The sequence below is a fragment of the Shigella sp. SIG3 genome (assembly GCF_053555855.1).
Window position 1 is genome coordinate 1 of the sequence record NZ_JBQZXE010000019.1, and the last position, 21,005, is coordinate 21,005.

The 21,005-nt window shown below is 53.1% G+C and carries 15 protein-coding genes and 1 pseudogene; 8 read left to right on the top strand and 8 right to left on the bottom strand.

Translation table 11 applies throughout. The annotated features are described in order from the left end of the window. Positions 1-117 precede the first annotated feature (117 nt). Genes argH through argC form a run of 3 tightly spaced genes read right to left on the bottom strand, consistent with a single transcriptional unit; the run spans position 118 to position 3,340 of the window. The gene (gene argH / locus ACUU1I_RS06095) at positions 118-1,491 is read right to left on the bottom strand and encodes an argininosuccinate lyase (protein ID WP_001230091.1); all 1,374 of its coding nucleotides are present in this window, start codon (positions 1,489-1,491) and stop codon (positions 118-120) included. A 60-nt stretch (positions 1,492-1,551) separates the two neighbouring features. After that, complete coding sequence (gene argB / locus ACUU1I_RS06100; RefSeq protein WP_077696320.1) at positions 1,552-2,328, bottom strand: acetylglutamate kinase; 777 nt, start codon at positions 2,326-2,328, stop codon at positions 1,552-1,554. A gap of 7 nt (positions 2,329-2,335) precedes the next feature. Beyond that, on the bottom strand, positions 2,336-3,340 hold the full coding sequence (gene argC / locus ACUU1I_RS06105) for an N-acetyl-gamma-glutamyl-phosphate reductase (protein WP_000935388.1): 1,005 nt from the start codon (positions 3,338-3,340) through the stop codon (positions 2,336-2,338). 153 nt (positions 3,341-3,493) lie between these two features. Between argC and argE the strand changes: the two genes are divergently transcribed. The 4 genes from argE (at position 3,494) to ACUU1I_RS06125 (ending at position 10,564) form a co-directional block, all read left to right on the top strand. Continuing rightward, positions 3,494-4,645, top strand: a complete 1,152-nt coding sequence (gene argE / locus ACUU1I_RS06110; RefSeq protein ID WP_005071452.1) for an acetylornithine deacetylase — start codon at positions 3,494-3,496, stop codon at positions 4,643-4,645. A gap of 351 nt (positions 4,646-4,996) precedes the next feature. Further along, a complete protein-coding gene (ppc, locus tag ACUU1I_RS06115; protein WP_001005561.1) occupies positions 4,997-7,648 on the top strand; it encodes a phosphoenolpyruvate carboxylase in 2,652 nt (883 codons plus the stop codon). 182 nt (positions 7,649-7,830) lie between these two features. Further along, positions 7,831-9,564, top strand: a complete 1,734-nt coding sequence (locus ACUU1I_RS06120; RefSeq protein WP_000556326.1) for a phosphoethanolamine transferase CptA — start codon at positions 7,831-7,833, stop codon at positions 9,562-9,564. A gap of 148 nt (positions 9,565-9,712) precedes the next feature. Beyond that, on the top strand, positions 9,713-10,564 hold the full coding sequence (locus ACUU1I_RS06125) for a helix-turn-helix transcriptional regulator (protein WP_000274626.1): 852 nt from the start codon (positions 9,713-9,715) through the stop codon (positions 10,562-10,564). Here the strand turns inward: ACUU1I_RS06125 and ACUU1I_RS06130 are convergent. Genes ACUU1I_RS06130 through ACUU1I_RS06150 form a run of 5 tightly spaced genes read right to left on the bottom strand, consistent with a single transcriptional unit; the run spans position 10,551 to position 15,500 of the window. After that, the gene (locus tag ACUU1I_RS06130) at positions 10,551-10,892 is read right to left on the bottom strand and encodes a PTS fructose-like transporter subunit IIB (RefSeq protein WP_000323849.1); all 342 of its coding nucleotides are present in this window, start codon (positions 10,890-10,892) and stop codon (positions 10,551-10,553) included. The two genes, ACUU1I_RS06125 and ACUU1I_RS06130, sit on opposite strands and share 14 nt — an antisense overlap. Before the next feature lies 1 nt (position 10,893). Next, on the bottom strand, positions 10,894-11,772 hold the full coding sequence (locus ACUU1I_RS06135) for a [formate-C-acetyltransferase]-activating enzyme (RefSeq protein ID WP_000204101.1): 879 nt from the start codon (positions 11,770-11,772) through the stop codon (positions 10,894-10,896). Continuing rightward, on the bottom strand, positions 11,738-14,035 hold the full coding sequence (locus tag ACUU1I_RS06140) for a formate C-acetyltransferase (protein WP_000184806.1): 2,298 nt from the start codon (positions 14,033-14,035) through the stop codon (positions 11,738-11,740). Before ACUU1I_RS06140 ends, ACUU1I_RS06135 begins: the two co-directional genes overlap by 35 nt. A gap of 50 nt (positions 14,036-14,085) precedes the next feature. Beyond that, complete coding sequence (locus tag ACUU1I_RS06145; protein ID WP_000161274.1) at positions 14,086-14,406, bottom strand: PTS fructose-like transporter subunit IIB; 321 nt, start codon at positions 14,404-14,406, stop codon at positions 14,086-14,088. 14 nt (positions 14,407-14,420) lie between these two features. Next, positions 14,421-15,500, bottom strand: coding sequence for a PTS fructose transporter subunit EIIC (locus tag ACUU1I_RS06150; RefSeq protein ID WP_001004442.1), 1,080 nt, complete (start codon positions 15,498-15,500; stop codon positions 14,421-14,423). Between the two features lie 308 nt (positions 15,501-15,808). Here ACUU1I_RS06150 and ptsP point away from each other — a divergent pair, with 308 nt between their 5' ends. The 4 genes and pseudogenes from ptsP to ACUU1I_RS06170 all read left to right on the top strand — a co-directional run bounded on the left by ptsP (position 15,809) and on the right by ACUU1I_RS06170 (position 20,979). After that, a complete protein-coding gene (gene ptsP, locus ACUU1I_RS06155) occupies positions 15,809-18,310 on the top strand; it encodes a phosphoenolpyruvate--protein phosphotransferase (RefSeq protein ID WP_001185161.1) in 2,502 nt (833 codons plus the stop codon). A gap of 11 nt (positions 18,311-18,321) precedes the next feature. Further along, positions 18,322-18,984 carry a fructose-6-phosphate aldolase gene (gene fsa, locus ACUU1I_RS06160; protein ID WP_000424835.1) on the top strand — a complete coding sequence of 221 codons (663 nt, stop codon included), beginning with the start codon at positions 18,322-18,324 and terminating at the stop codon, positions 18,982-18,984. Between the two features lie 10 nt (positions 18,985-18,994). After that, positions 18,995-20,087 (top strand): annotated as a pseudogene (gene gldA, locus ACUU1I_RS06165) (bifunctional L-1,2-propanediol dehydrogenase/glycerol dehydrogenase). A 274-nt stretch (positions 20,088-20,361) separates the two neighbouring features. Next, entirely contained in the window at positions 20,362-20,979 is a 618-nt protein-coding gene (locus ACUU1I_RS06170) for a DUF1287 domain-containing protein (protein ID WP_000647876.1), read from the top strand. The last annotated feature ends 26 nt before the right edge of the window (positions 20,980-21,005 follow it).

Sequence of the window (21,005 nt, forward strand, 5' to 3'; positions counted from 1 at the left end):
CACCAGAATGCTGACAAATTTCTGCCTGATGCGGCGTAAACGCCTTATCCGCCTACGAAGTGTCGCACTTTGTAGGCGTGGTAAACTCCCCATTTTCAGGGGAGCAATATAAACAAATTACTCTAACCGAGCCTGCGCAAAAGCAATCGCCTGCGCCACCTGCTGCGGTGAGACGCCGCCTTTTGCCGCACGCTTTTCGAGGCACGATTGTAGCGACAGAATCGGATAGACATCTTCGCCAATCACCTGACTGAATTTCTGCAACTCACTGAGTGGCAGATCTTCCAGCGGTTTGCCCTGACGAATGGCTTCCACCACCGCTTCACCCACAATATGGTGCGCCTCGCGGAAAGGTACGCCTTTCGCCACCAGGTAATCCGCCAGTTCAGTGGCGTTCGCATACCCCTGCTGCGCCGCTTCCTGACAACGCGGACGTTTCACCTGAATGCCGTCCAGTACCAGCGCCGCCATATGCAGGCAGTCCAGCCAGGTATCGAGCGCGTCGAACAGACCTTCTTTGTCTTCCTGCATATCTTTGTTGTAAGCCAGCGGCAAACCTTTCAGCGTCATCATCATGCCGGTTAACGCACCCTGCACCCGGCCGCATTTACCGCGAATCAGCTCCAGCGCATCCGGGTTTTTCTTCTGCGGCATTAATGATGAACCGGAAGTCACGCGGTCCGAAAGCTCCACAAACCCCGCTTCGCCGGTGTTAAAGAAAATCAGATCTTCAGCAAAACGCGACAGATGCACCATGCCGATAGCGGCAGCAGAAAGCAGTTCCAACACATGGTCACGGTCAGAAACACTGTCCAGACTGTTACGGGTCGCCGAAGCAAAGCCCAGCCAGCCTGCTAACTGTTCACGGTCGATTTCATAGGCCGTTCCCGCCAGCGCGCCACAGCCTAATGGGCTGACATCCAGACGCTTAAGCGCATCCTGCAAACGGCTTTCATCACGCGCCAGCATCTCAACATAGGCCAGGCACCAGTGCGCGAACGTCACCGGCTGGGCGCGTTGCAGGTGAGTGTAACCTGGCATTACCGCGTCCTGATTGTTTTGTGCGGTTTCCACCAGCGCCGATTGCAGCTGCCGGTTAGCCGTCAGTAACTCGCTAACGGTATCTTTGCACCACAGTTTCAGGTCAGTCGCTACCTGATCATTACGGCTACGCCCGGTATGCAGCTTTTTGCCTAACTGGCCCACTTTGTCGATCAGTTTGCCTTCCACCCAGCTATGGATATCTTCGGCGTCGCTTTCAAGGATTTGTTGTGGCCTGGCGCGAACATCTTCCAGCAACACGTTCAGCGCCTCTTCCAGTTGCGCCTGCTCTTCTGCGGTTAACACGCCGACCGTTACCAAGGCTTTGGACCAGGCCACAGAGCCAACAATATCCTGCTCCGCCAGACGGTAATCAAAGCGCAGTGAGTCGTTGAATTGTTTGAACCGTTGATCTGCTGCCTGGGTAAAACGCCCGCCCCAAAGTGCCATAACTCTGTTTCCTTATTTTGAAATTCAATGCCGGAAAGCTGCTCCTCCGGCTAACAAAACTTAAGCTAAAATCCGCGTACCCATCGGCATACCGTTAAACAGTGCCGGAAGCTGCTCCGCATAACGCCAAGAAGCGATATCTACCGGACGGCCCAGCGTGCGGGCCGCATCCAGCGCCGCGTTCACTTTCACTATCATGCCGTCAGTAATAATGCCCTGCTCAATCAGTTGTTCTGCTTTCGCGGCGGTCATTTCGGCAATGCGTTGCCCTTTGCCGTCGAGAATGCCGCTGACGTCGGAGAGCAAAATCAGATCCGCGCCCAGCGTTGCCGCCAGCGCCGTTGCCGCCTGGTCGGCATTGACGTTCATCAGTTGCCCTTCGTCTGTTACGCCAATGGAGCTGACCACCGGCAGATAACCGTTCTCCAGCAAGGAGTTGATAAGCTTAGGCGAACCTGGCTGCGCCAGTCCAACATGACCTAACTCTTCATCAAGCTGGGTCACTTTGACGCTGTCGCCGTCACCGAGAAACAAACCTACGGCCGCAATCTGATGTTTCTTCGCCCATGCCAACAGGGTTTTATTTGCCGTTCCCGCCAGTGCTCCGGTGATAATGTCTATCTGATCAGCAGGCGTCACCCGCAGGCCGTTTTTCTTTTTCACCGGCAGATTCAGCCCTTTCATCAGCTCATCCACCACGCAACCGCCGCCGTGCACAATCACCAGCGGACGCTGATGTGACTCACGATAATTCACCAATGCGCTAAACAGACGTTCCAGCGCCTCTTCACTATCCAGCAGTACGCCGCCCAGTTTGATAATTAATGGATTCATCATTGCACCCTTAAATAAGAGACTGCGTTTCCGCATAGCCGAAACGAATATTGGCGCACTGTACCGCTTGTGCCGCCGCGCCTTTCAGTAAGTTGTCTTCGGTCGCCACAATAATCAGATGCTCGCCCTGAACGGCAAACCCGATATCGCAAAATGGCAGCCCAACGACATTTTTCAGCGCCGGAACGCCTTTGTCATACAGCCGCACCAGCGGTTTATGGGCATACGCCTGCTGTAACGCTTGCGCGACTTGCGCCTGGGTCACACCCGATTTCAGGCGGCAGGTAATGGTTTCGAGAATGCCGCGCGGGAAATTGCCCAGATGTGGGGTGAAGATAACGTCAGCACCGAGGTGTGTGGCGATCTCTGGTTGATGGCGATGAGTAAAGACGCCATACGGTTGCAGGCTAACTTCACAAAAACTATTTGAAATCGCTGCCTTACGTCCTGCACCGCTCACGCCGCTGGTGGCGTTGATCACCGGCCACTGATTGAGGTCAAGAAGATCGGCATCAATCAACGGTTTCAGCGCCAGCTGTGCCGCCGTCGGATAACAGCCTGGCACCGCAATCAAATTCGCTTCTTTTAATTTATTACCGCACCACTCCGCCAGACCGTAGGCTGCCTGTTCCAGCAGTTCCGGGTATTGATGGGTAAAGCCGTAATATTTTTCATAGAAGGTGGCGTCGTTAACACGAAACGCGCCGGAAAGGTCGAACACCACGCAGCCCGCTTCAAGAAACTGCGGCGCTAAATCGTGGCTAACTTCATGGGCGGTGGCGAGAAACACTACGTCCACCCCTGGGCTAAACTCGCTGATATCCGACATCGGCTGCAACGGCAGCTCAACGATGCCTTTTAGCTGCGGATGCAAATCGGAGATTAACTTTCCCGCATCATTGCTTTGCGCTGAAACAGTCAAAGCGGTTATGTTCATATGCGGATGGCGATTTACATAGGTCACTAGCTCTGCGCCAGCGTAGCCGCTGGCACCCACAATCAGCGTATTCAACATCGGGGCTATTCACCTTCTTATGTCTGGTTGCCAGGTTAAACGTAAAACATTCACCTTACGGCTGGTGGGTTTTATTACGCTCAACGTTAGTGTATTTTTATTCATAAATACTGCATGAATATTGATACTATCATGACCAGAGGTGTGTCAACAATGAAAAACAAATTACCGCCATTTATCGAGATTTACCGCGCTCTGATTGCCACACCTTCAATAAGCGCTACGGAAGAGGCACTCGATCAAAGCAATGCAGATTTAATCACTCTGCTGGCGGACTGGTTTAAAGATTTGGGCTTCAATGTGGAAGTGCAGCCTGTTCCAGGAACTCGCAACAAATTTAATATGCTGGCCAGTTACGGACAGGGGGCTGGCGGCTTGTTGCTGGCGGGGCATACCGATACGGTGCCATTTGATGACGGTCGCTGGACGCGCGATCCGTTTACACTGACGGAGCATGACGGCAAGCTTTACGGCTTAGGCACCGCCGACATGAAAGGCTTTTTTGCGTTTATCCTTGATGCGCTACGCGATGTCGACGTCACGAAACTGAAAAAACCGCTCTACATTCTGGCGACTGCTGATGAAGAAACCAGTATGGCCGGAGCGCGTTATTTTGCCGAAACTACCGCCCTGCGCCCGGATTGCGCCATCATTGGCGAACCGACGTCACTACAACCGGTACGCGCACATAAAGGTCATATCTCTAACGCCATCCGTATTCAGGGCCAGTCGGGGCACTCCAGCGATCCAGCACGCGGAGTTAACGCTATCGAACTAATGCACGACGCCATCGGGCATATTTTGCAATTGCGCGATAACCTGAAAGAACGTTATCACTACGAAGCATTTACCGTGCCATACCCTACGCTCAACCTCGGGCATATTCACGGTGGCGACGCTTCTAACCGTATTTGCGCTTGCTGTGAGTTGCATATGGATATTCGTCCGCAGCCTGGCATGACACTCAATGAACTTAATGGTTTGCTCAACGATGCATTGGCTCCGGTGAGCGAACGCTGGCCGGGTCGTCTGACGGTCGACGAGCTGCATCCGCCGATCCCTGGCTATGAATGCCCACCGAATCATCAACTGGTTGAAGTGGTTGAGAAATTGCTCGGAGCAAAAACCGAAGTGGTGAATTACTGTACCGAAGCGCCGTTTATTCAAACGTTATGCCCGACGCTGGTGCTCGGTCCGGGTTCCATCAATCAAGCTCATCAGCCTGATGAATATCTGGAGACGCGGTTTATTAAACCCACCCGTGAGTTGATTATCCAGGTAATTCACCATTTTTGCTGGCATTAAAACGTAGGCCGGATAAGGCGCTCGCGCCGCATCCGGCACCGTTGCCAAACTCCGGTGCCGCAATAATGTCGGATGCGATGCTTGCGCATCTTATCCGACCTACACCTTTGGTGTTATGTATGGCGATTTTTTAACATTTCCATAAGTTACGCTTATTTAAAGCGTCGTGAATTTAATGGCGTAAATTCCTGCTATTTATTCGTTTGCTGAAGCGATTTCGCAGCATTTGACGTCACCGCTTTTACGTGGCTTTATAAAAGACGACGAAAAGCAAAGCCCGAGCATATTCGCGCCAATGCGACGTGAAGGATACAGGGCTATCAAACGATAAGATGGGGTGTCTGGGGTAATATGAACGAACAATATTCCGCATTGCGTAGTAATGTCAGTATGCTCGGCAAAGTGCTGGGAGAAACCATCAAGGATGCGTTGGGAGAACACATTCTTGAACGCGTAGAAACTATCCGTAAGTTGTCGAAATCTTCACGCGCTGGCAATGATGCTAACCGCCAGGAGTTGCTCACCACCTTACAAAATTTGTCGAACGACGAGCTGCTGCCCGTTGCGCGTGCGTTTAGTCAGTTCCTGAACCTGGCCAACACCGCCGAGCAATACCACAGCATTTCGCCGAAAGGCGAAGCTGCCAGCAACCCGGAAGTGATCGCCCGCACCCTGCGTAAACTGAAAAACCAGCCGGAACTGAGCGAAGACACCATCAAAAAAGCAGTGGAATCGCTGTCGCTGGAACTGGTCCTCACGGCTCACCCAACCGAAATTACCCGTCGTACACTGATCCACAAAATGGTGGAAGTGAACGCCTGTTTAAAACAGCTCGATAACAAAGATATCGCTGACTACGAACACAACCAGCTGATGCGTCGCCTGCACCAGTTGATCGCCCAGTCATGGCATACCGATGAAATCCGTAAGCTGCGTCCAAGCCCGGTAGATGAAGCCAAATGGGGCTTTGCCGTAGTAGAAAACAGCCTGTGGCAAGGCGTACCGAATTACCTGCGCGAACTGAACGAACAACTGGAAGAGAATCTCGACTACAAACTGCCCGTCGAATTTGTTCCGGTACGTTTTACCTCGTGGATGGGCGGTGACCGCGACGGCAACCCGAACGTCACTGCCGATATCACCCGCCACGTCCTGCTGCTCAGCCGCTGGAAAGCCACCGATCTGTTCCTGAAAGATATTCAGGTTCTGGTTTCTGAACTGTCGATGGTTGAAGCGACCCCTGAACTGCTGGCGCTGGTTGGCGAAGAAGGTGCCGCAGAACCGTATCGCTATCTGATGAAAAACCTGCGTTCTCGCCTGATGGCGACACAGGCATGGCTGGAAGCGCGCCTGAAAGGCGAAGAACTGCCAAAACCAGAAGGGCTGCTGACACAAAACGAAGAACTGTGGGAACCGCTCTACGCTTGCTACCAGTCACTTCAGGCGTGTGGCATGGGTATTATCGCCAACGGCGATCTGCTCGACACCCTGCGCCGCGTGAAATGTTTCGGCGTACCGCTGGTCCGTATTGATATCCGTCAGGAGAGCACCCGCCATACCGAAGCGCTGGGCGAGCTGACCCGCTACCTCGGTATCGGCGACTACGAAAGCTGGTCAGAGGCCGACAAACAGGCGTTCCTGATCCGCGAACTGAACTCCAAACGTCCGCTTCTGCCGCGCAACTGGCAACCAAGCGCCGAAACGCGCGAAGTGCTCGATACCTGCCAGGTGATTGCCGAAGCGCCGCAAGGCTCCATTGCCGCCTACGTGATCTCGATGGCGAAAACGCCGTCCGACGTACTGGCTGTCCACCTGCTGCTGAAAGAAGCGGGTATCGGGTTTGCGATGCCGGTTGCTCCGCTGTTTGAAACCCTCGATGACCTGAACAACGCCAACGATGTCATGACCCAGCTGCTCAATATCGACTGGTATCGCGGCCTGATTCAGGGCAAACAGATGGTGATGATTGGCTATTCCGACTCAGCAAAAGATGCGGGCGTGATGGCAGCTTCCTGGGCGCAATATCAGGCACAGGATGCATTAATCAAAACCTGCGAAAAAGCGGGTATTGAGCTGACGTTGTTCCACGGTCGCGGCGGTTCCATTGGTCGCGGCGGCGCACCTGCCCATGCGGCGCTGCTGTCACAACCGCCAGGAAGCCTGAAAGGTGGCCTGCGCGTGACTGAACAGGGCGAGATGATCCGCTTTAAATATGGTCTGCCAGAAATCACCGTCAGCAGCCTGTCGCTTTACACCGGGGCGATTCTGGAAGCCAACCTGCTGCCACCACCTGAGCCGAAAGAGAGCTGGCGTCGCATTATGGATGAACTGTCAGTCATCTCCTGCGATCTCTACCGTGGCTACGTACGTGAAAACAAAGATTTTGTGCCTTACTTCCGCTCCGCTACGCCGGAACAAGAATTGGGCAAACTGCCGTTGGGTTCACGTCCGGCGAAACGTCGCCCAACCGGCGGCGTCGAGTCGCTGCGCGCCATACCGTGGATTTTTGCCTGGACGCAAAACCGCCTGATGCTCCCCGCCTGGCTGGGTGCAGGTACGGCGCTGCAAAAAGTGGTCGAAGATGGCAAACAGAGCGAGCTGGAAGCCATGTGCCGCGATTGGCCATTCTTCTCGACGCGTCTCGGCATGCTGGAGATGGTCTTCGCCAAAGCAGACCTGTGGTTGGCGGAATACTATGATCAACGTCTGGTAGACAAAGCACTGTGGCCGTTAGGTAAAGAGTTACGCAACCTGCAAGAAGAAGACATCAAAGTGGTGCTGGCGATTGCCAACGATTCCCATCTGATGGCCGATCTGCCGTGGATTGCAGAGTCTATTCAGCTACGGAATATTTACACCGACCCGCTGAACGTATTGCAGGCCGAGTTGCTGCACCGCTCCCGCCAGGCAGAAAAAGAAGGCCAGGAACCGGATCCTCGCGTCGAACAAGCGTTAATGGTCACTATTGCCGGGATTGCGGCAGGTATGCGTAATACCGGCTAATCTTCCTCTTCTGCAAACCCTCGTGCTTTTGCGCGAGGGTTTTCTGAAATACTTCTGTTCTAACACCCTCGTTTTCAATATATTTCTGTCTGCATTTTATTCAAATTCTGAATATACCTTCAGATATCCTTAAGGAATTGTCGTTACATTCGGCGATATTTTTTTCAAGACAGGTTCTTACTATGCATTCCACAGAAGTCCAGGCTAAACCCCTTTCTAGCTGGAAAGCCCTGGGTTGGGCACTGCTCTACTTTTGGTTTTTCTCTACTCTGCTACAGGCCATTATTTACATCAGTGGTTATAGTGGCACCAACGGCATTCGCGACTCGCTGTTATTCAGCTCGCTGTGGTTGATCCCGGTATTCCTCTTTCCGAAGCGGATTAAAATTATTGCCGCAGTGATCGGCGTGGTGCTATGGACGGCCTCTCTGGCGGCGCTGTGCTACTACGTCATCTACGGGCAGGAGTTCTCGCAGAGCGTTCTGTTTGTGATGTTCGAAACCAACACCAACGAAGCCAGCGAGTATTTAAGCCAGTATTTCAGCCTGAAAATTGTGCTTATCGCGCTGGCCTATACGGCGGTGGCAGTTCTGCTGTGGACACGCCTGCGCCCGGTCTATATTCCAAAGCCGTGGCGTTATGTTGTCTCTTTTGCCCTGCTTTATGGCTTGATTCTGCATCCGATCGCCATGAATACGTTTATCAAAAACAAGCCGTTTGAGAAAACGTTGGATAACCTAGCCTCGCGTATGGAGCCTGCCGCACCGTGGCAATTCCTGACCGGCTATTATCAGTATCGTCAGCAACTAAACTCGCTAACAAAGTTACTGAATGAAAATAATGCCTTGCCGCCACTGGCTAATTTCAAAGATGAATCGGGTAACGAACCGCGCACTTTAGTGCTGGTGATTGGCGAGTCGACCCAGCGCGGACGCATGAGTCTGTACGGTTATCCGCGTGAAACCACGCCGGAGCTGGATGCGCTGCATAAAACCGATCCGAATCTGACCGTGTTTAATAACGTAGTTACGTCTCGTCCGTACACCATTGAAATCCTGCAACAGGCGCTGACCTTTGCCAATGAAAAGAACCCGGATCTGTATCTGACGCAGCCGTCGCTGATGAACATGATGAAACAGGCGGGTTATAAAACCTTCTGGATCACCAACCAGCAGACGATGACCGCCCGCAATACCATGCTGACGGTATTTTCGCGCCAGACCGACAAGCAGTACTACATGAACCAGCAACGTACGCAGAGTGCGCGTGAATACGACACCAACGTGCTGAAGCCGTTCCAGGATGTGCTGAATGACCCTGCGCCGAAGAAACTGATCATCGTTCATCTGCTGGGTACGCATATCAAATACAAATACCGCTACCCGGAAAATCAGGGCAAGTTTGATGGCAATACCGATCATGTTCCTCCAGGATTAAGCGCAGAAGAGCTGGAATCATATAACGATTATGACAACGCTAACCTGTATAACGATCATGTGGTTGCCAGCCTGATTAAAGACTTTAAAGCGGCAGACCCGAACGGATTCCTGGTTTACTTCTCTGACCACGGTGAAGAGGTTTACGACACGCCGCCGCACAAAACTCAGGGGCGTAACGAAGACAACCCGACGCGCCACATGTACACCATTCCGTTCCTGCTGTGGACGTCGGAAAAATGGCAAGCGACTCATCCCCGTGATTTCTCACAGGATGTCGATCGTAAATACAGCCTGGCGGAACTGATCCACACCTGGTCAGATTTGGCGGGCTTATCTTACGACGGTTACGATCCAACCCGTTCAGTGGTGAATCCGCAGTTCAAAGAAACTACCCGCTGGATTGGTAACCCGTACAAGAAAAACGCGCTGATCGATTACGACACTCTGCCGTATGGCGATCAGGTGGGTAATCAGTAGATGACCTTTGTATAGCGTCTGGCGCTATTTGCCGGATGCGATACTGCCGCAATGTTTACATCGAACTCCCCTCAGGCCACACTTTTCAGGTGGCCTTTTTTAATAATGCCAGTTACTGTTTTCCCGTCTACATACCTAAGGGAATAACATGTATCACGACGTCAGCTATTTGCTCTCCCGCCTGATCAACGGCCCGCTGTCCCTGCGCCAGATTTACTTTGCCAGCAGTAACGGCCCGGTGCCCGATCTTGCGTATCAGGTCGATTTTCCACGGCTGGAAATTGTGCTGGAAGGTGAGTTTGTTGATACCGGCGCTGGAGCAACGTTAGTTCCCGGCGATGTGCTGTACGTTGCCGCTGGTGGCTGGAATTTCCCACAATGGAAAACACCCGCTACCACCTTTAGCGTGCTGTTTGGCAAACAGCAACTCGGCTTCAGCGTCGTGCAATGGGATGGCAAACAATATCAAAATCTGGCGAAGCAACACGTCGCCCGACGCGGCCCACGCATAGGTTCTTTTCTGCTACAAACGCTCAATGAAATGCAAATGCAGCCGCAGGAGCAGCAAACGGCAAGGCTTATCGTAGCCAGCCTGCTTAGCCACTGCCGCGATTTGCGCGGCAGCCAAATCCAGACCGCCTCACGCAGCCAGGCACTATTTGAAGCTATTCGCGATTATATCGACGAACGCTATGCCTCCGCGCTTACCCGCGAATCTGTCGCACAGGCATTCTATATTTCACCAAACTATCTCTCGCACCTGTTTCAAAAAACGGGGGCCATTGGTTTTAACGAATACCTGAATCACACGCGACTGGAGCACGCTAAGACGTTATTGAAAGGCTATGACCTGAAGGTAAAAGAAGTGGCGCACGCCTGCGGCTTTGTCGACAGCAACTACTTCTGCCGTCTGTTTCGTAAAAACACCGAACACTCGCCGTCGGAATATCGCCGGCAGTACCACAGCCAACTGACAGAAAAACCGACTACTCCAGAATAAGATGGGTTTGCTGCGGCGCAGAAAGCACTTTGCGCACCGCGCTCATTACCCGCTGCGGCTCACGCAGGAATGCGTAGATGCTGCATTGCACATAGCGGCAATGTTCAAATCGCTCGGCACCGGCAAGCTCGATATCCGTAATCAACAGAGCAACATCCGCCCGACGGATATCCTCGTCCGCTAAACGATTCTCCGTTCCCAGCGCGCCCTGAGTTTCAATGCTGACGCCCCACTTCTCTAACTGGCACAACTTTTCCAGCCGTTCCGCCGCCATATAAGTATGCGCCACGCCGCTTACGCAGGCGGTTACTGCCACCAGGTATGCCATTTTAACCTCCCACGGTAACCTGAAATCCGGCCCGTTCTGCCATTTCGCGCATCGTTGTCACATCGGCTGACGACGGCGCAGGCACCTCTTTCATCGACCATGTTTTCCCCAGCAGGCGGTATTTCGGTTCGCCGTACTGATGAAACGGTAACAGATGGATCTGCCTGATTTTCAGCGGGATCAGTACATCCAGCGCCTGCTGCATATTCTCCCGGCTGAGCGTGAAACCAGGGATCAACGGTAAACGCGGGATCACGTTGACACCCTCACTCACCAGCAAACGCAGATTCTCCAGCACGCGTGGCAGGTTCATCTTCACCACATCCCGCGCCTGAGTCGCGTCCATAATTTTTAAATCGAACAGCACTTCATCGCACAATTTCGCCAGCGGTAACAGCTTGCTTGCTGGCGCGTCTCCGGCAGTTTCAATGGCGCATGAGACACCCCACAGCCGCAGTCGCTGTAAAAAACGGGTAGCAAACTCCGCCTGCATTAACACTTCGCCGCCAGAAAGCGTGACGCCGCCGCCGGACGTGCGAAAGAAAATGTCATCTTTCATCACTTCCCGTTCCAGAGCGTCAAGGCTGATATCGCGACCAATCCGTTCAAACGCCCCGGAGGGGCATTCATCCGCATCACGCAAACATTTCGCACAGTGCAGACATTTCGCCTCTCTGCGTACCGTCTGGATTTTGCCGGAGATCGACTCCGGATTAGCACACCACGGGCAAAGATGCGGACAGCCTTTAAAAAAGACCACCGTACGAATGCCCTCGCCGTCATTCAGTGAATAACGCTGAATGTTGAAAATGCGCGCCACATCATCGCGGCGCGTTTCCACAACGTTACAGCTGATGCGCTGTCCGGCGGATGATGTCATCCTGGATCTCCTTCGACAGTTCGACAAAGAAGGCGCTGTATCCAGCAACGCGCACCACCAGCCCGGCATAATCTTGTGGGCGCTGTTGCGCTTCCCGCAACGTGTCGGCGTTCACCACGTTAAACTGAATATGCTGCAACTTAAGCTGGGTAAACACCCGTAAGAAGTCGGCCAGTTTGCGTAATCCCGCTTCACCTTCCAGGGTCGCCGGAGTGAATTTCACGTTCAGCAACGTACCGTTAGACAGCAGCGTATTATCGAGCTTACTGACTGACTTCAGTACCGCCGTTGGCCCTTGTGCGTCCTGACCCAGCATAGGTGACAAGCCGCCGTCTGCCAGTTGTTCCCCGGCAAAACGACCGTCTGGCGTCGCGCCAACCACCGATCCCAACGGAACGTGAGCAGAAACGGTATACGATCCCGGCGTGAAGTAACCGCCGCGCGGGTTCTGGTATTTTTCCACTTCTTTGCAGTAGTGGCGCAACAGTTCGGCGCTAATGTTATCCACCTCGTCGATATCGTTACCGTATTTCTCAAAGCGGTTAATTAAGCGAGCGCGGACTTTTTCGCCTTCTGGCGTTGCAAAGTTGGCTTTTAATACCGACAGCAATTCGTCAAAACTTAAACGCTGTTGCTCAAAAACCATCCCTTTCAACGCATGGAGAGAATCGCTCAGGTTGGCGATACCAATTCCCTGTACGCCGGAGAAGTTATAACGCGCGCCGCCATCGGTAATATCGCGACCTTTTTCCAGACAATCGCTGATAAAAGACGAGAGCAGCGGTACAGGTGCCCAGTCGCGATGGCCGATATCACAAATATTGCTGCCCTCAACCATCAGGGTGATGTAGTGGCTGATCTTGGCGCGGATCTGCTCCAGTAAACCTTCATAAGTCAGCGCAGCATTGCCTTCATTTTCATGCAGGCAGATTTCCATCACTTTCAGCAGATTAAACATCGCGATGTCATGCAAGCCGTAGGTTCTGCCGGGAATAGATAATTCCACACAGCCCACTACGGAATAGTCGCGCGCATCTTCCAGCGAAACGCCACGGTTGAGGAACGCTGGCACCACCACTTCATCGTTAAAGATTTGCGGAATACCGGTGCCGAGGCGAATGGTTTCGGCGGTTTTCATCAGGAACGGCGTGTCGATCAAGGCGTTAGTGCGCACGCCGAGGTTCGGTTGCGGTAATTGCACGCTTTGATAGGCGTCAAGGCAAAGGAACGAAAGCACGTTCACCGCGCTACGTCCGTTCTCGGTTAACCCGCCGAGCAGTGCGGTATAGCCGGTCGGGAAACCGGCGAAATAACGCGCGCTACTGGTGGAGCGCAACAGCACGATGTCGTTGCATTTCACCCATAAAGATTCGAGCAGTTCTTTCAGGAACGCCGGATCTTCGCCCTGGGTTAAAGATGCCTGATAGAACGGCAACATATACTGGTCGAAGCGCCCTAAAGACAGCGAACTGGCGTTGGATTCGTATTGCAGAATGATGTTCATGTACCAGAATAACTGGCACGCCTGCCAGAACGTCTGCGGCTTATGTTGCGCGTTATGGCGGGAGATCTCCGCAATAGTCAGCAGCTCTTCGCGACGCTGGGCATCTGTGCAGTTTGCCGCCATCGTTTCCGCCAGTTCGGCGTAACGCAAAATGTGTTTCTGCGAGGCTTCCAGCAGTAACAACGCGGCCTGATAAAAGTGATTCTCCGGCTGTTGCTGACAATGTTGCTGCATCTGTGCCACCAGCTCACCCAGACCGTGATTCAACAGGCGTGGGTAATCAATAATAATGTGCCCCTGGCCTTTATCCGTCTGGTTGATGCTGAAAATCTGCGTGTTGGTCGCGGCTTTTACTTCATCTGTCATCTGCCCGTTGATGAAATCTTTCATCGAACGTTTTTCCCAGTACGGGAACAACTCTTCACGGTAGATACGTTTATCTTCTTCGCTGATAGCAAAGCGGTCCTGCGGACGCGTCGGGAATTGATCCAGCTCTTTCAGCAGCCAGTAAGGGTCCATTTCCGGCGACATAATCCCGGCGCGCGGTTTTACGGTGCGGTTACCGGCAATCAGTTCTTCATCACGAATCGAAATTTCAACATGTTCAAGGATATACGCTGTTGCTTTCGCCCGGCGCAATATCACCGGTTCGCCTTCGGTTTGCCGATGGCTGGCGGTATAAAGCAGCGCCCGCTCCAGCGAGATTTCACGGGTATTGGCAAACAGTGCAGTTTTGAGGCGAGAGATACGATTCGTCATGAGGAACTCCTGTGAGAAAGCGAACCCGCCCTTGCGAGCGGGAGAAGAACTTAAGCGGTTTGCGCCAGGTGAGCTTCAATTTTGCTCATAATGGCGTCAGCACGTTTTACTGCATCGCTGATGTTGACGCGCACGATGGTCTTGCCAGCAAAACGCTCTTCAAACTTGATGCCGATATCTTTGGTCAGAATCACCATATCAGCGCTCGCCACGTCTTCCGCAGTCAGTTCATTTTCCAGACCAATTGACCCCTGGGTTTCTACTTTCACTTCCCAGCCTTTCGCTTTCGCGGCACTTTCCAGCGCCTCTGCTACCATATAGGTATGGGCAACACCTGAAGGACATGCGGTTACTGCAATAATTTTCGTCATGGCTCGTTCCTCAATTAATTAATTTCAAAATCCAAATCCAGGTCGTCTTCTTTTTCATCAGTCGAAGACCCATTTTTACGCGCCAGACTTTTCAGCACGTTCACACAAACAGCCGTCACCACTGCTCCGACAGCCACTGCTGCGATATAACCCAACTTACCTTCAACCACCGGCAGCACAATCAGACCACCCCAGCCTGCATAGCACTGCGCACCGACCAGCGCCGCAGTTACTGCACCACAAACTGAACCGACCATAATGGAAGGAATGACACGCAGCGGATCGGCAGCGGCGAAAGGAATCGCCCCTTCAGTAACGCCAACACAGCCCATCACCAGTGCCGCTTTGCCGGTTTCGCGCTCTTCTGCGGAGAAATTTTTACGACCAATCAGCGTCGCCAGCCCCATCCCCAGCGGCGGGATACAAATACCCACGGCAGCAATGGCCACCACGGTATAAACACCCTGAGCAACGCAAATCAGCATGAAGGCATAGGCCACTTTGTTAACCGGACCGCCCATATCGAACGCCAGCATCAGCCCCATGATCACCGCCAGCATAACAATGCTGCCCTGCTGCATCCCCTGAAGCCACTGAGTCAGGCTGTTGGTCAACGCCCCTACAGGCTCGCCCAAGCCCCACATCATGATGCCTGCGGTAATCAGTGTGCCGATGATAGGAATAATGAAGATGGGCATCACCGAGCGCAGAACTTTATGCACCGGAATTTTCTTCAGGTAATGCACCACGATGCCGCCGATAATCCCGGCGATCAGCGCACCAAAGAAGCCCGCACCAAAGCTGTTACCAACCCAGGCACCGATAGCGCACGGAGCCAGCGCAGAACGCTCTGCAATGGAGTAACCAATGTAAGCGGCGAGGAAAGGCACCATCAGCGTCAAACCTGCAACGCCAATATCAAACAGTTTTTTCAAATTCGGATCGGCTACGGCATCCGGCACTGCGCCTTTGCCATACAACATGACGGAAACCGCCAGCAAAATACCGCCCGATACCACGAAGGGAATCATGTGTGAAACGCCCGTCATTAAATGCTGACGGGTATTTTTCAGGATCTGCACCAACTCATTCATAAGCTGCTCCCGGGCTTGCAAAAGCCCATGTCCATATTTTTGATGGAGGAAACAATAGGCAATCGCAGGCGGAGCAAACAGTGGATAAAAAGGCCATTTACTGGACTTTTGTAATATCAGTACAAAAATGCGATCCGCCTCATAACTTGCGATAATCCGGAAGCATGCCGCAAAACGGCGTCTTGTGAGACGCGTCGCAAATTGACGGTTACATTACATTTGTCCAGCTTTTGGCAGATTTGTCACATGGCAGGCCGTTACCGTGCGCTCTTATCCTGTAAACAGAAAACCGTACCGGGAGAAAGGCAATGGCCCTGATTGTGGAATTTATTTGTGAGCTACCTAACGGCGTACATGCGCGTCCGGCAAGCCACGTTGAAACGCTGTGTAATACTTTTTCATCTCAAATTGAGTGGCATAACCTGCGTACTGACCGTAAAGGCAACGCCAAAAGCGCTCTGGCGCTGATTGGCACCGATACGCTGGTGGGTGATAACTGCCAGCTACTGATTTCCGGGGCCGACGAACAGGAAGGGCACCAGCGTTTAAGCCAATGGCTGCGCGATGAATTCCCCCACTGCGATGCGCCGCTGGCGGAAGTTAAATCTGACGAACTGGAACCACTGCCGGTTTCACTGACCAATCTGAATCCGCAAATTATCCGCGTCCGCACCGTGTGCAGCGGTAGTGCAGGCGGCATTCTGACGCCGATCTCTTCTTTAGATCTCAATGCGCTGAGTAATCTTCCCGCAGCCAAAGACGTTGACGCCGAGCAATCCGCACTGGAAAACGGCCTGACGCTGGTACTGAAAAACATTGAGTTTCGTCTGCTGGATAGCGACGGTGCTACCAGCGCGATTCTGGAAGCGCACCGATCCCTGGCTGGCGATACTTCCCTGCACGAACATTTACTGGCAGGAGTCAGCGCCGGATTAAGCTGCGCCGAAGCGATTGTCGCCAGTGCGAATCACTTTTGCGAAGAGTTCGCCCGTTCCAGCAGCAGATACCTGCAAGAACGTGCCCTGGACGTACGCGACGTCTGCTTCCAGTTACTCCAGCAAATCTACGGTGAGCAACGCTTCCCGGCACCGGGCAAACTGACGCAGTCCGCCATTTGTATGGCTGATGAACTGACCCCCAGCCAGTTCCTCGAACTGGATAAAAATCACCTCAAAGGATTGTTACTGAAAAGCGGCGGCACCACCTCACATACGGTGATCCTTGCCCGTTCGTTCAACATTCCGACGCTGGTTGGTGTGGATATTGATGCCCTCACTCCGTGGCAGCATCAAACGATTTATATCGACGGCAACGCCGGGGCGATTGTGGTTGAGCCAGGAGAAGCCGTAGCTCGTTATTATCAGCAAGAAGCCCGCGTACAGGACGCCCTGCGTGAGCAACAGCGTGTCTGGCTGACCCAACAAGCCCGTACCGCTGACGGTATCCGCATTGAAATTGCCGCTAACATCGCTCACTCCGTGGAAGCGCAGGCCGCATTCGGCAATGGTGCGGAAGGCGTTGGTTTGTTCCGCACTGAAATGCTCTATATGGATCGCACCAGTGCACCGGGCGAAAGCGAGCTGTACAACATTTTTTGTCAGGCGCTGGAGTCTGCCAACGGACGCAGCATTATTGTGCGCACTATGGACATTGGCGGCGACAAACCCGTTGATTATCTAAACATTCCCGCAGAGGCAAACCCGTTCCTCGGTTATCGCGCCGTGCGTATTTATGAAGAATACGCGTCGTTATTTACCACACAACTACGCTCGATCCTGCGCGCCTCCGCTCACGGCAGCCTGAAAATCATGATCCCGATGATCTCCTCAATGGAAGAGATCTTATGGGTGAAAGAAAAACTGGCAGAAGCCAAACAGCAACTACGTAACGAACACATTCCGTTTGATGAGAAGATCCAGCTCGGCATTATGCTGGAAGTGCCGTCGGTGATGTTCATCATCGATCAATGCTGCGAAGAGATTGATTTCTTTAGTATTGGTAGTAATGACCTGACGCAATATCTGCTGGCAGTGGATCGCGATAACGCTAAGGTTACTCGTCACTACAACAGCCTGAATCCGGCATTCTTGCGGGCGCTCGATTACGCCGTGCAGGCGGTGCATCGCCAGGGTAAATGGATTGGTCTGTGCGGTGAGCTGGGAGCGAAAGGTTCCGTGCTGCCGTTGCTGGTCGGCTTAGGGCTGGATGAACTCAGCATGAGCGCACCATCAATTCCGGCGGCGAAAGCGCGGATGGCGCAACTTGATAGCCGTGAGTGCCGCAAGTTGCTCAACCAGGCAATGGCCTGCCGTACTTCGCTGGAAGTGGAACACCTGCTGGCGCAATTCCGCATGACCCAACAGGACGCACCGCTGGTCACCGCCGAGTGCATCACGCTGGAAAGTGACTGGCGCAGCAAAGAAGAAGTGCTCAAAGGCATGACCGATAACCTGCTGCTGGCGGGCCGCTGCCGCTATCCGCGTAAACTGGAAGCCGACTTATGGGCGCGCGAGGCCGTTTTCTCTACCGGTCTGGGCTTTAGTTTTGCCATTCCACACAGCAAATCAGAACACATTGAGCAATCCACCATCAGCGTGGCGCGTCTGCAAGCGCCGGTGCGCTGGGGCGATGATGAAGCGCAATTCATCATTATGTTAACCCTGAACAAACACGCTGCGGGCGATCAGCACATGCGCATTTTCTCGCGCCTCGCTCGCCGCATCATGCACGAAGAATTCCGTAACGCGCTGGTTAACGCCGCCTCTGCCGACGCTATCGCCAGCCTGCTGCAACATGAACTGGAACTGTAAAAGGAAACATCATGGAACTGTATCTGGACACCGCTAACGTCGCAGAAGTCGAACGTCTGGCACGCATATTCCCGATTGCCGGGGTGACAACTAACCCGAGCATTATCGCTGCCAGCAAGGAGTCCATCTGGGAAGTGCTGCCGCGTCTGCAAAAAGCGATTGGTGATGAGGGCATTCTGTTTGCTCAGACCATGAGCCGCGACGCGCAGGGGATGGTGGAAGAAGCGAAGCGCCTGCGCGACGCTATTCCGGGTATTGTGGTGAAAATCCCGGTGACTTCCGAAGGTCTGGCAGCAATTAAAATACTGAAAAAAGAGGGTATTACTACACTTGGCACCGCTGTATATAGCGCCGCAGAAGGGTTATTAGCCGCACTGGCAGGGGCAAAATACGTTGCTCCGTATGTTAACCGCGTAGATGCCCAGGGCGGGGACGGCATTCGTACGGTTCAGGAGCTGCAAACGCTGTTAGAAATGCACGCGCCAGAAAGCATGGTGCTGGCAGCCAGCTTTAAAACGCCGTGTCAGGCGCTGGACTGTTTACTGGCAGGATGTGAATCCATCACCCTGCCCTTAGATGTAGCGCAACAAATGCTCAACACCCCTGCAGTAGAGTCAGCTATAGAGAAGTTCGAACACGACTGGAATGCCGCATTTGGCACTACTCATCTCTAAAGGAGCAATTATGGACCGCATTATTCAATCACCGGGTAAATACATCCAGGGCGCTGATGTGATTAATCGTCTGGGCGAATACCTGAAGCCGCTGGCAGAACGCTGGTTAGTGGTGGGTGACAAATTTGTTTTAGGTTTTGCTCAATCCACTGTCGAGAAAAGCTTTAAAGATGCTGGACTGGTAGTAGAAATTACGCCGTTTGGCGGTGAATGTTCGCAAAATGAGATCGACCGTCTGCGTGGCATCGCGGAGACTGCGCAGTGTGGCGCAATTCTCGGTATCGGTGGCGGAAAAACCCTCGATACTGCCAAAGCACTGGCACATTTCATGGGTGTTCCGGTAGCGATCGCACCGACTATCGCCTCTACCGATGCACCGTGCAGCGCATTGTCTGTTATCTACACCGATGAGGGTGAGTTTGACCGCTATCTGCTGTTGCCAAATAACCCGAATATGGTCATTGTCGACACCAAAATCGTCGCGGGCGCACCTGCACGTCTGTTAGCAGCGGGTATCGGCGATGCGCTGGCAACCTGGTTTGAAGCGCGTGCTTGCTCTCGTAGCGGCGCGACCACCATGGCGGGCGGCAAGTGCACCCAGGCGGCGCTGGCACTGGCTGAACTGTGCTACAACACCCTGCTGGAAGAAGGCGAAAAAGCGATGCTTGCCGCCGAACAGCATGTAGTAACCCCGGCGCTGGAGCGCGTGATTGAAGCGAACACCTATTTGAGCGGCGTTGGTTTTGAAAGCGGCGGCTCACGCGGTGCATAACGGCCTGACCGCTATCCCGGACGCGCATCACTATTATCACGGTGAAAAAGTGGCATTTGGTACGCTGACGCAGCTGGTACTGGAAAACGCGCCGGTGGAGGAAATCGAAACCGTAGCTGCACTTAGCCATGCGGTAGGTTTGCCAATAACTCTCGCTCAACTGGATATTAAAGAAGATGTCCCGGCGAAAATGCGCATTGTTGCAAAAGCATCTTGTGCAGAAGGTGAAACCATCCACAACATGCCTGGCGGCGCGACGCCAGATCAGGTTTACGCCGCACTGCTGGTAGCTGACCAGTACGGTCAGCGTTTCCTGCAAGAGTGGGAATAACCTACTCCAAACTCCCGGCTTGTCCGGGAGTTTGAACGCAAAATTGCCTGATGCGCTACGCTTATCAGGCCTACGCAATCTCTGCAATATATTGAATTTGCGTGCTTTTGTAGGCCGGATAAGGCGTTCACTCCGCATCCGGCACTCTGTGCCAGTAATCTGAAACTCCCACGTTGTTCAGGAGTTTTTTATCCGCTTCTGGACATTTTCTCCACAGAACAATCGTTAGCCCGGAAGGTCGAATCTGTGACTCTTATTTTCACGGACGAACCAGATGAAAGCTTCACTGGCGCTGCTCAGCCTGCTAACGGCATTTACCAGCCACTCCTTAAAATCTCCCGCCGTTCCACCAACCGTGGTACAAATCCAGGCCAATACCAACCTTGCCATCGCAGACGGTGCCAGACAGCAAATTGGCAGCACGCTATTTTACGATCCGGCGTATATGCAGCTTACCTATCCTGGCGGTGATGTTCCGCAAGAACGCGGTGTATGTTCCGATGTGGTGATCCGCGCATTGCGCAGCCAGAAGGTCGATTTGCAGAAACTGGTTCACGAAGATATGGCGAAGAATTTTGCTGAGTACCCGCAAAAATGGAAGTTAAAGCGCCCGGACAGCAACATCGATCACCGTCGGGTGCCTAATCTGGAAACCTGGTTTAGCCGCCACAACAAAACACGCCCCATCAGTAAAAATGCCGGTGACTATCAAGCGGGCGATATTGTCTCCTGGCGATTAGATAACGGGCTGGCGCATATTGGGGTGGCGTCAGATGGCTTCGCCCGCGACGGTACGCCGCTGGTGATACATAACATTGGCGCAGGCGCGCAGGAAGAAGATGTGCTGTTTAGCTGGCGGATGGTGGGGCATTATCGTTATTTTGTTAAATAAGAGATCGCCCCACATGAAGAAAAAAT